General features: G+C 65.7%; 14 protein-coding genes and 2 pseudogenes. 4 read left to right on the plus strand and 12 right to left on the minus strand.

From position 1 onward, the window contains the following. Nucleotides 1-22 precede the first annotated feature (22 nt). The 12 genes and pseudogenes from AB4851_RS21285 to AB4851_RS21340 form a co-directional block, all read right to left on the minus strand. On the minus strand, nucleotides 23-1,882 hold the full coding sequence (locus AB4851_RS21285) for an ArnT family glycosyltransferase (RefSeq protein ID WP_414451356.1): 1,860 nt from the start codon (nucleotides 1,880-1,882) through the stop codon (nucleotides 23-25). A gap of 322 nt (nucleotides 1,883-2,204) precedes the next feature. Beyond that, nucleotides 2,205-2,963 carry an SDR family oxidoreductase gene (locus AB4851_RS21290; protein ID WP_414451357.1) on the minus strand — a complete coding sequence of 253 codons (759 nt, stop codon included), beginning with the start codon at nucleotides 2,961-2,963 and terminating at the stop codon, nucleotides 2,205-2,207. A 141-nt stretch (nucleotides 2,964-3,104) separates the two neighbouring features. Beyond that, nucleotides 3,105-3,689, minus strand: coding sequence for a TIGR00730 family Rossman fold protein (locus AB4851_RS21295; RefSeq protein WP_414442663.1), 585 nt, complete (start codon nucleotides 3,687-3,689; stop codon nucleotides 3,105-3,107). Further along, nucleotides 3,686-4,399, minus strand: coding sequence for a TetR/AcrR family transcriptional regulator (locus AB4851_RS21300; RefSeq protein ID WP_414442662.1), 714 nt, complete (start codon nucleotides 4,397-4,399; stop codon nucleotides 3,686-3,688). Before AB4851_RS21300 ends, AB4851_RS21295 begins: the two co-directional genes overlap by 4 nt. Before the next feature lie 214 nt (nucleotides 4,400-4,613). After that, nucleotides 4,614-5,171, minus strand: coding sequence for a diacylglycerol kinase (locus AB4851_RS21305; RefSeq protein WP_414451358.1), 558 nt, complete (start codon nucleotides 5,169-5,171; stop codon nucleotides 4,614-4,616). 8 nt (nucleotides 5,172-5,179) lie between these two features. Further along, nucleotides 5,180-6,214, minus strand: a complete 1,035-nt coding sequence (locus AB4851_RS21310; protein ID WP_414451359.1) for a glycosyltransferase family 4 protein — start codon at nucleotides 6,212-6,214, stop codon at nucleotides 5,180-5,182. Between the two features lie 43 nt (nucleotides 6,215-6,257). Then, nucleotides 6,258-7,034 (minus strand): annotated as a pseudogene (locus tag AB4851_RS21315) (UDP-2,3-diacylglucosamine diphosphatase); the annotation flags it as partial. Between the two features lie 62 nt (nucleotides 7,035-7,096). Next, nucleotides 7,097-7,196, minus strand: a pseudogene (locus AB4851_RS21320) (UDP-2,3-diacylglucosamine diphosphatase); the annotation flags it as partial. A gap of 298 nt (nucleotides 7,197-7,494) precedes the next feature. After that, on the minus strand, nucleotides 7,495-7,983 hold the full coding sequence (locus tag AB4851_RS21325; RefSeq protein WP_414451360.1) for an RDD family protein: 489 nt from the start codon (nucleotides 7,981-7,983) through the stop codon (nucleotides 7,495-7,497). Nucleotides 7,984-8,006: 23 nt separating this feature from the next. Further along, on the minus strand, nucleotides 8,007-8,786 hold the full coding sequence (locus AB4851_RS21330; RefSeq protein ID WP_414451361.1) for a DUF3106 domain-containing protein: 780 nt from the start codon (nucleotides 8,784-8,786) through the stop codon (nucleotides 8,007-8,009). Between the two features lie 29 nt (nucleotides 8,787-8,815). Beyond that, nucleotides 8,816-9,244, minus strand: a complete 429-nt coding sequence (locus AB4851_RS21335) for a DUF3619 family protein (protein ID WP_414451362.1) — start codon at nucleotides 9,242-9,244, stop codon at nucleotides 8,816-8,818. Then, nucleotides 9,241-9,804: an RNA polymerase sigma factor gene (locus tag AB4851_RS21340; RefSeq protein WP_414442656.1), complete on the minus strand. Its 564-nt coding sequence runs from the start codon at nucleotides 9,802-9,804 to the stop codon at nucleotides 9,241-9,243. The genes AB4851_RS21335 and AB4851_RS21340 overlap by 4 nt, the downstream gene beginning before the upstream one ends. 345 nt (nucleotides 9,805-10,149) lie before the next feature. Here AB4851_RS21340 and AB4851_RS21345 point away from each other — a divergent pair, with 345 nt between their 5' ends. The 4 genes from AB4851_RS21345 to AB4851_RS21360 all read left to right on the plus strand — a co-directional run bounded on the left by AB4851_RS21345 (nucleotide 10,150) and on the right by AB4851_RS21360 (nucleotide 14,393). Then, nucleotides 10,150-11,913 carry an acetolactate synthase 3 catalytic subunit gene (locus tag AB4851_RS21345; protein WP_414451363.1) on the plus strand — a complete coding sequence of 588 codons (1,764 nt, stop codon included), beginning with the start codon at nucleotides 10,150-10,152 and terminating at the stop codon, nucleotides 11,911-11,913. Between the two features lie 118 nt (nucleotides 11,914-12,031). Continuing rightward, nucleotides 12,032-12,523 (plus strand): acetolactate synthase small subunit, encoded by a 492-nt coding sequence (ilvN, locus tag AB4851_RS21350; RefSeq protein WP_013698880.1) that lies wholly within the window; start codon nucleotides 12,032-12,034, stop codon nucleotides 12,521-12,523. Nucleotides 12,524-12,613: 90 nt separating this feature from the next. Beyond that, nucleotides 12,614-13,630 (plus strand): ketol-acid reductoisomerase, encoded by a 1,017-nt coding sequence (gene ilvC, locus AB4851_RS21355; protein WP_414442654.1) that lies wholly within the window; start codon nucleotides 12,614-12,616, stop codon nucleotides 13,628-13,630. Between the two features lie 118 nt (nucleotides 13,631-13,748). Continuing rightward, entirely contained in the window at nucleotides 13,749-14,393 is a 645-nt protein-coding gene (locus AB4851_RS21360; RefSeq protein WP_414442653.1) for a phosphatidylserine decarboxylase, read from the plus strand. Nucleotides 14,394-14,404 lie beyond the last annotated feature (11 nt).

A 14,404-nucleotide genomic window follows, 5' to 3' on the forward strand; every position in this document is an offset into this window, starting at 1 on the left:
TCTCGCCTGCGCGAGCCTGGTGTCAGTTGTCGTCCGGCGTGCGGACGTACACGCGCAGCAGTTCCTCGTTGTCGCCGGGCCGAGCGCCTGTCCAGTACAGGTCCCACTCGTCGTCGATCTTCGGCGTCACGGCGCGCAGGCCCTGCACGATCATCCACGTGCACTTCGTGCTGGCCGGATTGGCGGTCGGGCGATGTTCGATGCCGGTGAAGTATTGCAGCATCGGCGCTTCCGATTCGCCGAGCCCGAGGCTGGCCATGCAGTCGCCTTCGTTCCATTGCTCGGCCAGATGCGCGTCGAGATCGAGAAACACCGAGCGGTAACTCTTGGCCACGTCGAGCCACGGCAGCAGCAGCGTGAAGATCAGCCCCCAGACCAGCACCACGCCGGCCGCCCACGACAGCGCGCCGCGCCACTTGCCGGTGGCGCGCAGCCACGGCAGCACCCATAGCCAGCCGATCGTCAGCACCAGCCCGGCAGCGGCGAACCCGAGGTCCAGCGGCGCGGTCCAGTCGAGCGGCAACCAGCGGCCGAGCCAGTGGATCGACGCGCGCGAGGCGTGCGCCGACGTCATGATCGACCAGACATACCAGGCATAGACGGCGACGCAGCCGAACAGCAACCGGCTCGCGTAATCCCACAGCATCGCGGCGCGCAGCGGCATGCGCTCGGGCGCGGCGGCCGCGAGCAGGGCCAGCGGGGCGATGAACGGCAGGATGTACAGCTCGCGCGAGGTGGCCGACATCTGCAACACCATCATGCCGATGCCGCCGAACAGCGCGGGCAGCGTCACCGCCGGGTCGCGCCACGCGCGCCAGCGGCCCGCGAGCAGCGCATAGGCGGCCAGCGGGCCGACCGGGAAGCCGACCGTCAGCAGCGCTCGCCAGATGAACAGCGGCTTGTCGTTTTCGGCGCCGAGGTTGGGCACCGAAAAGCCGAAGAAGCGGCCGACGTTGTTGTCCCAGAACCAGGTCATGAACAGCGTTTCGGAGCGCAGGAACAGCGCGGTCGGCCAGATCAGCGCGAACGGCGCCAGCACCAGCGCGGCGACGCCGAGCGAGCGGAAGAACGCGCGGTTGCGGCAGGTCGGATACAGCGCGAGCACGAGCGTGAGCGTCGCACCGAACACGAGCGGCACGAACAGCCCCTTGGCCAGCAGCGCGATACCCACGCCCGCGCCGAAGCCCGGCGCGGCGAAGCGGCTGGCGGGCCGGCCCGCGACGCGCTCGGTCACGAGTTCGAGCAGCGACGAGAAGGCGATCGCCGCGCCGGCCATCAGTGCCACGTCGGTCATCATGTCGTGGACGTGCTTGACCACCACCAGCGTGCCCGCGCACAACGCGACCGGGCCGATCACGCGCAAGTCGAGCCAGCGCGGCGCGCGCGTGGCGATGCGGGCGGCGCGCGCGGTGAAGCCGAACGCGAGCGCGGCGAACAGGGCGCTCGCGAGACGCGCCGCATCATGCAGTGGCAGGTAGCGGCCGAACAGCCAGGCGAAGGCGGCGGCCGTCCAGTCGTAGATCGGCGGCTTTTCGAGGAACGGCTGGCCGGCATTGGTGGGCACCACCAGGTCGCCGGTGTCCAGCATGTGCTGGATGATGCCGAACGTGTAGGTTTCGTCCTGCTTCCACGGGTCGTGACCGACCACGCCCGGCAGCAGATAGGCACAGGCGATCGCGATCACCAGCAGCCAGACGCGCCAGTTCGCGCGCGCGAACCCGCTCGGCCAGGCGCCGGCATGCGCGGCGTCGCCCGGCAACGGCAGGCTGCCGCCCAGCGCGGCGGCATTGGCGGCTTGCGACGCCCCCTGATGGAGCGCGACATGACGGATCGGGGCACGTGCGGACGAGCGCGGGCCGCCGGGAGCAGTAGGTCCCTGCATCGAAAAACGTCTCAAAAGTCGGTGGGTCAGCCGGCTGCTTCGGCCGGATGATTAACGCTGCCGTGGGGGGGCGATTGCCGCAGTGATGGACCGCGACGGACACTAGTTAAGCACGTTTTTATTACGGCCTGTTACGAAAACTATGGCCGTTCTGTGAGTTTTTCTGGCGTGTGTGTTGTTTTGTGATTTGTACGTTTGCGGGTGTAGCTTTTGCGACACAAGCGTGGCAAAAAAACGCCGGCCCGGAAGGGCGGGGAGCGGGCGAGGTCTGATGATTGGGCTGCGGAACCCGCTTTCGGCGGGCGCCGGCCCGGTATGTGGGTTAGCGTCCGCCGCCGACGTCGACCAGCGTGCCGGTCACATAAGAGGCGGCGCTGCCGAGCAGCCAGACGATGGCTTCGGCCACCTCGTCGGCGCGCCCCGGGCGGCCGATCGGCGTCTGCGCGCCGAGCCGCTCGGCGCGATCGGGTTGTCCGCCGCTGGCATGGATCTCGGTATCGATCAGGCCGGGCCGCACCGCGTTGACGCGCACCCCGTGCGGCGCCAGTTCCTTCGCCAGGCCGAGCGTGAGCGTGTCGACCGCGCCCTTCGAGCCGGCGTAATCGACGTATTCGTTCGGCGAGCCAAGCCGCGCCGCCAGCGACGACACGTTGACGATCGCGCCGCCGCGTCCGCCCCGATTGGTCGGCAAGCGGCGCGCCGCTTCCCGCGCGCACAGGTAGGCGCCCAGCACGTTGACGTCGAACAGGCGGGTGAGCCGCGCCAGGTCCATGTCGGCCAACGGCAGCGGCGGCGCGACGATGCCGGCGTTGTTGACGAGCGCGTCGAGCGGGCCGAGCTCGCGCTCGACGGTGTCGAACATCGCGATCACGTCGGCTTCGGCGGCCACGTCGCCTTGTATCGTCACGGCGCGGCCGCCTTGGCCGCGGATCTCGCCCGCGAGCGCGTCGGCCGCCGCCGCATCGCGTGCGTAGTTGATGCCGACGGCCCAGCCGCGTGCGGCGGCGAGCCGCGCCGTGGCCGCGCCGATGCCGCGGCTCGCGCCGGTGATGAGGACGACAGGATGTTTCGAATCGGACATGACAGGCGGCTCCGTGATGGGCGGATCGGCGCGCGACGTCACGGCGGCGAACCGCAGGGGGACGACAGGAAAGCAGGAGGATAAAGCGAACGAGGCCGGCGCGGTGCGGCGCCGGCCTCGCGGGATCGGATCGAAGCGGGCTCAGGGCGCGTCGGCCACCGGCGTCCACTTGTCGCGCAGCGGCGGCACGTAGCGGCGCAACTGATCGAGCATGCCGTCGGCCGTGGCGTCGACGCACAGCGATTCGACGTAGGTGTTGGCCATGAAACCCTCGTCCACCGTATGACGCAGCATCGCGACCAGCGGATCGTAGAAGCCCTCGACGTTCAGCAGCGCCACCGGCTTGCGGTGATAGCCGAGCTGCGCCCAGGTATAGACCTCGAAGAATTCCTCGAGCGTGCCCGCGCCGCCCGGCATCGCGACGAACGCATCGCTGAGGTCGGCCATCATCTTCTTGCGGTGATGCATGTCGGGCACCACGTGCAATTCGGTCAGGCCGACGTGGCCGACTTCCTTGTCGAGCAGCAGCTTCGGGATCACGCCGACCGCACGGCCGCCGGCGGCCAGCACCGCATCGGCGACGATCCCCATCAGGCCGACCCGGCCGCCGCCGTACACGAGCGTCAGATCGGCGTCGGCCAGCGCCCGGCCGAATCCGCGCGCCGCCTCGGCATATACCGGGCGCACGCCCGGCGACGAACCGCAATACACGCACACCGATTTCATGATTTCACTTCCTTCGGTGCGCCGCGCGGCGGCAGGAAATCGTGGAACTCGCGCTTGGGCAGCTTGCCCGACACCAGATCATCGAAGATCTGCCGCGAGCGGCCGCGCAGATACGGCGCCATCACCGAAATCACGTGCATGCTGACCTGATGGAGTTCGTCGCGGATCGCATCCTGGTCGTTGTATTTGCGCGGATGCATGACGTACTGATACGAGAGCCAGTAGGTGGAGATCACGCCCATGTTGGTGGCGATCACGTCGATCTCGGCCGGCGTGGCCACCAGTTCGTCGTCGGACACCAGCAGATCGCACATGTCGTGCGCAAAGCGCACCTTGTGGCTGATGATCTGCTTGAAGTGGGTTTCGAGCGTGCGGTTGCGGGCGAGCAGGTCGTTCAGGTCGCGATACAGGAACCGGTAGGTCCACATGAAGTCGGCCATGTATTGCAGGTACGACCAGGTTTCGTCGATGGTCGGACGGTGATCTTCGGGAAAGCGCAGTCGCCGTTCGATCTGCTGCTCGAACTGGGCGAAGATGCTGTTGATGATGTCGTCCTTGTTGCGGAAATGGTAGTACAGGTTGCCTGGACTGATTTCCATTTCCTCGGCGATCGTGGTGGTGGTGACGTTCGGTTCGCCGATTTCGTTGAACAGCTTCAACGACAGCTCGAGGATCCGTTCACGCGTGCGGCGGGGAGGTTTCGCTTCCATGTGTCGTCCGGCCCTGAATGTGCCGGACGAGCGGGCGCGGCATGAGGATGCGGCGGCTTCGTCCGGCTCGGGTTAGCTTGTCTTTCGAGACTATCGGACGATTATAAACGGTCGTTCGCTTTTTCGGCGTATTTCGTCGCACAACGGAACAATGGCAAATTTCCGCGCCGATCGTTGGTCGATCGGCGCGGTTGACAGGGTGCGAACGCCGGTATCAGTGGCCGGTCCAGCGCTTCACGAGCGGCCAGAGGATGAAGCCCCAGGTCGCGAGGCAGGCCACCAGCGCGACCGTCACGGCCGCGCTGCCGAGATCCTTGGCGCGCTTCGACAGCTCGTGGCGCTCCAGCGAAATGCGGTCGATCGCGGCTTCCACGCTGGAGTTCAGCAGTTCGACGATCAATACCAACAGCACCGAACCGATCAGCAGTGCGTGCGATACCGCATCGACCGGCATGAACAGGCCAAGCGGAACGAGGATCGCCGCGAGCGTCAATTCCTGACGAAACGCGCTCTCTTCGCGGATCGCCACCTGGAAGCCGTTGACCGAATGCTTGAGCGCGTACCAGGCGCGCGTCAGCCCGCGATTGCCCTTGTACGGATTCGGCGGCAGCGGCGCGAGCGGGTCGTCGGTGCCGAGCGGCTCGTGCGCGTCGCTGCCGTCATGCGCATCGTGGGAATCGTTATCGGCATGCGGATCGCGTGCCGCGGCGGCCGCGTTCAACGCGGGGCGCCGCAGCGGCGACGGCGACGGAGCGGGCGCTTTCGCGCGCATGGCAGGTTTCAAACGGCTGCGCCTTCAGGTTGGGGGCTGGCGGGTTTTTGCAGCGGCTTCAGGTGCGAGGCGAACTGTTCGGACGCGGCGCGCCACGAGAAGCGCTCGGCCCAGGCGCGCGCGGTTTCGCGATCGATCTTCAGCGCATCGAGGCAGGCCTCGCGCAGATCCTCGTTCATCGCGCCGGCAGCGCCGCCGCCGAGCACGTCGACCGGGCCCGTGACCGGGTACGCGGCCACCGGCGTGCCGCAGGCCAGCGCTTCGAGCAGCACCAGCCCGAACGTATCGGTCTTGCTGGGGAACACGAACACATCGGCCGCCGCATAAACCTTGGCGAGCTCCGCCTGCGACAGCACGCCAAGATAATTCGCCTCAGGATAGCGTGATTTCAGCTCGGCAAGCGCAGGGCCTTCGCCCGCCACCCATTTCGAACCGGGCAGGTCGAGCTTCAGGAACGCCTCGACGTTCTTCTCGATCGCCACGCGCCCCACGTACAGGAAGATCGGGCGCGCCGTGTTCAGCACCTTCGATTCCTTCGGCTCGAAGATGTCGAGATCGACGCCACGCGTCCACAGCACCACGTTGGTAAAGCCGAACGCTTCGAGATCCTGCTTGACCACCGGCGTCGGCGCCATCACGGCCAGCGACGCGCCGTGGAACCAGCGCAGGAAGCGGTAGGTGGCCGACAGCGGAAAGCCGAAGCGCGCCTGCACGTATTCCGGAAAGCGCGTGTGATAGGCGGTGGTGAACGGCAGCTTGTGGGCGCGCGCATAGCGGCGCGCGGCCATGCCGAGCGGGCCTTCGGTGGCGATGTGCAGCGCGTCCGGGGCGAACGCGTCGACGCGCGCGCGCAGCTTGCCGTACGGGAACAGCGACAGGCGGATCTCGGGATACGTCGGGCACGGGATGGTGCGGAATTCGAGCGGCGTCAGCAATTCGACCTGGTGGCCGAGCGCCGTCAGTTCGCGCGAGGTGCTCTTCAAGGTGCGCACGACGCCGTTGACTTGCGGTTCCCATGCATCGGTGACGATCATGATCTTCATGCTGGCAGTCCTGTAGGGTGCGGGATGCGGCGAGGCAGGGGGCTCACGCGGTGGCCTTGGCCTTGCGCGAGGTGGTGACGGGCGGCGATTGCATCACCGTCCAGTAGACGATCTTCAACTCGCCTTCCATCGTTTCTACGAGCGCGGACAGGCTTTCGACCCAGTCGCCGTCGTTGCAATACAGCACGCCGTCGATGTCGCGGATCTCGGCCTTGTGGATGTGCCCGCAGACCACGCCGTCACAGCCGCGGCGGCGCGCTTCGTCGGTCATCGCGTTCTCGAACGACGAGATGAAGTTCACGGCGTTCTTGACCTGGTGCTTCAGGTATTGCGACAGCGACCAGTACTGGAAGCCGAGCCGGCTGCGCACGCGGTTGAACCAGCGGTTCAGCAGCAGGATCAGCGTGTAGGCGCTGTCGCCGAGATAGGCGAGCCATTTGGCGTGCTGGATCACGCCGTCGAACAGGTCGCCGTGGACGATCCACAGGCGCTTGCCGGCCAGCGTGGTGTGGAACGCCTCGCCGCGCACCTGGATCTCGCCGAACGCGAGGTCGCAGAACTGGCGCGCCGCTTCGTCGTGATTGCCGGGGATATACACGACCTGGGTGCCCTTGCGCGCCTTGCGCATGATCTTCTGCACCACGTCGTTGTGCGCCTGCGGCCAGTACCAGCCCTTCTTCAGTTGCCAGCCGTCGATGATGTCGCCGACCAGGTACAGGTATTCGGAATCGTTGTGACGCAGGAAATCGAGCAGGTAGTTCGCCTGGCAGCCGCTCGTGCCCAGGTGGATGTCCGAGATCCAGATCGTGCGGTAGCGGTTCGCCGGGCCATCGGCGTCTTCCTGGTGGCCGGAGGCGGCCGACCATGGCGGCGATTCGACCGGGGTGTCGTCGTCGGCCGCGCCGGAGAGGAAGGCCGCGGCCGTCGCGCGTGCGCCGGCCGGATCTTGGAAGAAAGTAGTCGCGGACGTTTTGAGGCCCATGCATGACTCGCGCCGTGTTGGATAACCGGCATTGCGCCATGCGTCGATGACTTCGCCGTGACAGTCACGGGATGTTCTTATTACGGTCGGTCGGCGGTGCAAACCTCGCCTCGGCGCGGCCCGCGCGGCGCGTGGGGCGAGCGTGGCCGCGAGGCGGGCGGCCGGCGAAAAAGGCCGTCGGGTGCGTGATGCATCTTTGCGACAGTCGTGCGCGTCAAGGCCGATTGGTCGGACGATTGAAGCCGGTAAGGGTTGGGAGCGGCGGGGAGGTGGGCGATGCGCGAAGTCGGCGCCGGAATCAGCGCGGCACGAACACGATGCGGGTGCCCGCCAGCCGGTCGTGCGGGAACTGCCGGGCCGGATCGAGGCGCGCGGTAAGCGCCCACAGCACGATCCAGGCGGCCGTGATGGCCAGCGTGACGGGCACAGCGAAGCCCGCCAGCAGATGGAGCGCGAGCGGCGGCAGGAACCAGAGCCAGCCGAGCAGGTAGCGGAACACGGCGCGCGGCACCGTCAGCGGCGTGCCGTGCGCGGTGACCAGACGCAGCCGCCAGGTCTTCATCGGCAAGGTCTGGCCGCCGTGAGTCCAGAACCAGACAAAATACGCGCCGACCACGACGGCGACCCACATGGCGAGCAGTTGGTGATGGACGAGGCCGTTGCGCTGCTGGAGCACGAGCGCGAAGGCGAGCGCGGCGAAAAACACGATGCCGAACAGCAGCACGCCTTCGTAGACGAGCGCGGCGAGACGGCGGCCCACGCTCGGACGGGCGCCGGCTGCATCCATGGCGGGTGCGGCCGGCGCGGCGCTCACGATCCCTTGAAGATCGACGGCGCGTCGGCCGGCGAGACGGGCACTGGCGCGGGCGGCTGCTGGGTGCCCGAGGCGGCGGCGGTCGGCATGGCGGCGCTGGCCGTCGCACCCGGCTCGGCGGCCGGAGCGATCGGCGTCAGCGGCGCGTTGGCCGGATGATCGTGCGCGTTGACGAGGCGATTGATGTCGCGGTCGCTCTTGCCCGACGGCGGCGCGCTGACCACGGTGCGGCGATGGCGCTCCGCCGCGGCCAGCCGGGCCTTCTGCTCGGGCGTCAGCTTCTGGTAATCCTTCCAGGCGCGCTCGCGCGCTTGCGCGGAGAGATCCTTCGACACCTGATAGTTTTCCCGCGCGACGCGCCGCTCTTCCTGCGTGAGGTTGGCCCATTGGGTCATCCGTTCATGCAGGCGTTTTTGCTCTTCGGCCGACATCTTCGGGTAACGCGCGGCGATTTTGAGCCAACGGCGCTTGCGTGCGTCGCTGAAGCTGTCCCACAGGCGCCCGACCGGGGCCAGCGCCTCATGCTGCTGCGGCGACAGCCGCGCCCACGACAGCGGGTTCGCGGCGGGGGCCAGCGTGGGGAAAGCATTCGGCAGCGACAGGCTGACAACCGGCTGGGTCGCCGCCGGCGCGCTGGTGGCGGTTGCGGCCGCGGCGGCCGCAGGGCCGGCGGCTGCAGCCGGTTGATCATCGAAACGCGTGTAGGTGGCCGCGTAAGCAACCACGAGCGCGATCGCGCTCCCGAAAAATATCGCCAGTCCGCGTTTGTGAATCACCCCGTGCGTCCTTGTGTATCTGGTTGCGCTCAGCGCGTGTGCGACAAATAGGCGTTGAACCCGTGGTCGAGGTACGCATTGAGCGGCAGGTCATCGTTCAGCATGGCAGCGTCGATGTCGGCCAGTTCCGCCGTATGCTCCAGATTTTCCCAGTACGCGATGCCGACGATGCCGGCCAGCAGCACCAGCAGCGGCACGGCGCGCACCAGCCGGCGAGCGAGCGAGGCCGGCGGCCGGGCGGCCGGGCCGGGCAGCAGGCCGAAGCCGCCTGCCATGTTGCCCGCGAGCGCCGACACCAGCACGATGCCGGGGTCGGGTTTCTTGCGCGCGAGCGCGGCTCGCCGCGCCACGGCCAGGCGGTCGGTGGCGGACGGGGGCAGATCCGCTGCGCGCTCGTCCAGTGCGCGGCGGATCTTCAGGGCAAATTCGAATTCTTTCTGTTCGGGAGCGAAGCTCATAGCGTGATTCCTTTGGCCTTGAGCGCTTGTGCCAATGCGTGCGTGGCCCGTGAGCAGTGCGTCTTGACGCTGCCTTCGGAACAACCCATGGCGGCGGCTGTTTCGGCGACATCCATATCCTCCCAATAACGCATCAGGAAGGCTTCCCGTTGACGTGCCGGAAGCTTGCGGATTTCGGCGTCGATCAGCGTGAGCACCTGCTCCCGTTCGAGGCGGGTTTCGCTGCTTTCGATACCGTTGCCATTGTCGGCCGTGTCGAGCGTTTCGAGCGGGTCGAAATCCTCGTCGTCGCCGCTGCCGAGCGACGAGAAGAGGCTGACCCAGGTGTTGCGGACCTTTTGGCGGCGGAAGTAATCGTGGATCGCGTTCTGCAGGATCCGCTGAAACAGCAGGGGCAGTTCGGCCGGGGGACGGTCGCCGTACTTCTCCGCAAGCCGGATCATCGCGTCCTGCACGATGTCGAGCGATGCGTCGTCATCGCGCACGGCGTAGGCGGCCTGCTTGAACGCGCGCCGTTCGACGCTCGTCAGAAAATCGGCGAGTTCCTTGTCTGATGCCATTCCGGGAAAAGGTCTGCGCTCGAAGGGGCGGTAGGACGAAAAATTTCGTAAACGGGGCGGATGCTAACAAATTTTCGTGCCGGCCGGCACCTCACGTGGCGTCGCAGCAGCAGGCGAGGGTGCCTGCACGGCGGTGCTCGCCGGGCCGCTCGCCACACCCGGGATTTTTTTCTTGACCACTTGACGCCGACACTATATCGTCGCTGGTTCGCAATATAAGTGATGGTCTCAATTGAAGTTGGCCCAAGAAGCCAGCTTGTCAACTGGACGCGCCGCTTGAACCCGGATCACAAGTTCGGCAGAGAGCACCCGATCAATTTTTTTCCGAAAATTCGAAAGGTCGATATGAACATGCCCAGCGCGGAATTCTCCACGTCGGAACCCATTCCAGCCCCGTCGAGCGACTCGATCGGCGCCACCGTGCTCATGCAGGCACTGGCCGACGAGAACGTCGAATTCATCTGGGGCTACCCCGGCGGCTCGGTTCTCTACATCTACGACGAACTCTACAAGCAGGAAAAGATCCAGCACGTGCTCGTGCGCCACGAACAGGCTGCAGTGCACGCGGCGGATGCGTATGCGCGTTCGACGGGCAACGTCGGCGTGTGTCTCGTCACGTCCGGCCCGGGCGTCACGAATGCCGTCACCGGTATCGCTACCGCCTACATGGATTCGATCCCGCTCGTGGTGATCAGCGGGCAGGTGCCCACCGGCGCAATCGGCCTGGACGCGTTCCAGGAATGCGACACGGTCGGTATCACGCGCCCCTGCGTCAAACACAATTTCCTCGTGAAGGACGTGCGCGACCTGGCCGAAACGGTCAAGAAGGCGTTCTTCATCGCACGTACCGGCCGGCCCGGCCCGGTGTTGATCGACATTCCGAAGGACGTGTCGAAAACGCCGTGCGAGTACGTGCCGGTCAAGAGCGTGTCGCTGCGCTCGTACAACCCGGTCACCAAGGGCCATTCGGGCCAGATCCGCAAGGCCGTCTCGCTGCTGCTGTCGGCCAAGCGTCCGTATATCTATACGGGCGGCGGCATCATCCTGGCCGATGCGGCGCGCGAGCTGAACCAGTTCGCCGACCTGCTCGGCTACCCGGTCACGAATACGCTGATGGGCCTGGGCGGTTATCGCGCCTCCGATTCGAAGTTCCTCGGCATGCTCGGCATGCACGGCACCTACGAAGCGAACATGGCGATGCAGCACTGCGACGTGCTGATCGCGATCGGCGCGCGTTTCGACGACCGCGTGATCGGCGATCCGGCGCACTTCGCGTCGCGCCCGCGCAAGATCGTCCACATCGACATCGATCCGTCGTCGATCAGCAAGCGCGTCAAGGTCGATATCCCGATCGTCGGTGACGTCAAGGAAGTGCTGAAGGAACTGATCGAGCAATTGCAGACGGCCGAGCATGGCCCCGACACCGAAGCGCTCGCGCAATGGTGGAAGGACATCGAGGGCTGGCGCTCGAAGGATTGCCTGAAGTTCGACCGCGAAAGCGAAATCATCAAGCCGCAGCATGTGGTCGAGACGCTGTGGAAGCTGACCAAGGGCGAAGCGTTCGTGTGCTCGGACGTCGGCCAGCACCAGATGTGGGCCGCGCAGTTCTACCGCTTCGACAAGCCGCGCCGCTGGATCAACTCGGGCGGTCTCGGCACGATGGGCTTCGGCCTGCCGGCCGCGATGGGCGTCAAGATGGCCCACCCCGACGACGACGTGGTGTGCATCACGGGCGAAGGCTCGATCCAGATGTGCATCCAGGAGCTGTCGACCTGCAAGCAGTACGACACGCCCGTCAAGATCATCTCGCTCAACAACCGCTACCTCGGCATGGTTCGCCAGTGGCAGCAGATCGAATACAGCAAGCGCTATTCCCATTCCTATATGGATGCGCTGCCCGATTTCGTGAAGCTCGCCGAAGCGTTCGGCCACGTCGGAATGCGGATCGAAAAATCGTCCGATGTGGAGCCGGCGCTGAAGGAAGCGCTGCGTCTGAAGGATCGCACCGTGTTTCTCGACTTCCAGACCGATCCGACCGAGAACGTCTGGCCGATGGTCCAGGCCGGCAAGGGCATCACCGAGATGCTGCTCGGATCGGAAGATCTGTAACGGCGCGTTGGTGCGTCGCGCCCCGTGCTCCCGCTTCCATGAAGAGCGGGCGGCGCCGGGCGGCGCACAACGTGCATTCGAACTGGATTAGTCGAGATCTCATCGGGAAGAAGCGAACATGCGACACATCATTTCCGTGCTGCTGGAAAACGAACCGGGCGCGCTTTCGCGCGTGGTCGGCCTGTTCTCGGCACGTGGCTACAACATTGAAACCTTGACGGTGGCGCCGACCGAAGACAATTCGCTGTCGCGTCTGACCATCGTATCCATCGGCTCCGACGACGTGATCGAACAGATCACGAAGCATCTGAACCGCCTGATCGAGGTGGTGAAGGTCGTGGACCTGACCGACGGCGCGCATATCGAGCGCGAGTTGATGCTGATCAAGGTGCGGGCAGTAGGCAAGGAACGCGAAGAAATGAAGCGGATGGCGGATATTTTCCGTGGCCGCATCATCGACGTGACCGAAAAGACCTACACCATTGAATTGACGGGCGCGAGCGACAAGCTCGACGCATTCATCCAGGGGCTGGACGCCGGCGCGATTCTCGAAACCGTGCGGACCGGCAGCTCGGGCATCGGTCGCGGCGAGCGCATCCTGAAGGTTTGACGCCGCCGTATCGAACGGAGCCGGGTGCGCCGTCATGCCCCGGTAGCAGTACCCATTGAACGAACTCACTGAATTTGCGAAGGAATGATCATGAAAGTTTTCTACGACAAGGACGCTGACCTCTCCCTCATCAAGGGCAAGCAAGTCACGATCATCGGTTATGGCTCGCAAGGCCATGCTCACGCGCTGAACCTGAAGGAAAGCGGCGTGAACGTGACGGTCGGCCTGCGCAAGAATGGCGCGTCGTGGAGCAAGGCCGAGAACGCCGGCCTGACGGTCAAGGAAGTCGCCGAAGCGGTGAAGGGCGCCGACGTCGTCATGATGCTGCTGCCGGACGAGCAGATCGCCGAGGTGTACGCGAACGAAGTGCACGCCAACGCCAAGCAAGGCGCCGCGCTGGCCTTCGCACACGGCTTCAACGTCCACTACGGCCAGGTGATCCCGCGCGCCGACCTCGACGTGATCATGATCGCGCCGAAGGCACCGGGCCACACGGTTCGCGGCACGTACTCGCAAGGTGGCGGCGTGCCGCACCTGATCGCCGTTCACCAGGACAAGTCGGGCGCAGCGCGCGACGTCGCGCTGTCGTACGCGGCAGCGAACGGCGGCGGCCGTGCCGGCATCATCGAAACGAACTTCCGCGAAGAAACCGAAACCGATCTGTTCGGCGAACAAGCCGTGCTGTGCGGCGGTACGGTCGACCTGATCAAGGCCGGTTTCGAAACGCTGGTCGAAGCCGGTTACGCGCCGGAAATGGCCTACTTCGAGTGCCTGCACGAACTGAAGCTGATCGTCGACCTGATCTACGAAGGCGGCATCGCGAACATGAACTACTCGATCTCGAACAACGCCGAGTACGGTGAATACGTGACGGGCCCGCGCATCGTCACGGAAGAAACCAAGAAGGCGATGAAGGCTGTCCTGACGGACATCCAGACGGGCGAGTACGCCAAGAGCTTCATCCTCGAAAACAAGGCAGGCGCACCGACGCTGCAATCGCGTCGCCGCCTGACGGCCGAGCACCAGATCGAGCAAGTCGGCTCGAAGCTGCGCGCGATGATGCCGTGGATCGCGAAGAACAAGCTGGTCGACCAGTCGAAGAACTAAGCATTCGCCGAATGACGGCCCCGGTTTTCGGGGTCCGCTCCGAAAAGCCGCCCGAAGGCCGCAGTGCCGAGGGCGGCTTTTGTTATGCTACGGGCTTTGCTATTCACCGAACGTCACCATGAACTACCCTCATCCGATCATTGCGCGCGAAGGCTGGCCGTTCATCGCGATCGCTGCCGTCGTCGCGCTGCTGATCCATGCAGTCGCCGGGTTTGGCCTTGCCTGGCCGTTCTGGCTGCTGCTCGCTTTCGTGGTGCAGTTCTTCCGCGACCCGGCGCGCCCCATTCCCACCCAGGCCAACGCCGTGCTGTGCCCCGCCGACGGCCGCATCGTTGCGGTGGAAACCGCGCACGACCCGTACGCGAACCGCGAAGCGCTGAAGATCAGCGTGTTCATGAACGTGTTCAACGTGCACTCGCAGCGCTCGCCCGTGGATGGCGCGATCACCAAGGTCGAGTATTTCCCCGGCGCGTTCCTGAACGCGGCGATCGACAAGGCCTCCACCGAGAACGAGCGCAACGCGGTCGTGATCCACACCGGCAGCAACCATATCGTCACCTCGGTGCAGATCGCCGGCCTCGTGGCGCGGCGCATTCTTTGCTACGTGCGCAGCGGCGAGCCGCTCACGCGTGGCCAGCGCTACGGCTTCATCCGCTTCGGTTCGCGCGTGGACGTGTATCTGCCGGTCGGCAGCCGCGCGCGCGTGACGATCGGTGAAAAGGTCTCCGCATCGTCGACGATTCTTGCTGAATTGCCGCAGTAAGCGGCAGGAGG

It is taken from the genome of Burkholderia sp. 22PA0099, assembly GCF_047497165.1.
Classification (GTDB): Bacteria; Pseudomonadota; Gammaproteobacteria; order Burkholderiales; family Burkholderiaceae; genus Burkholderia.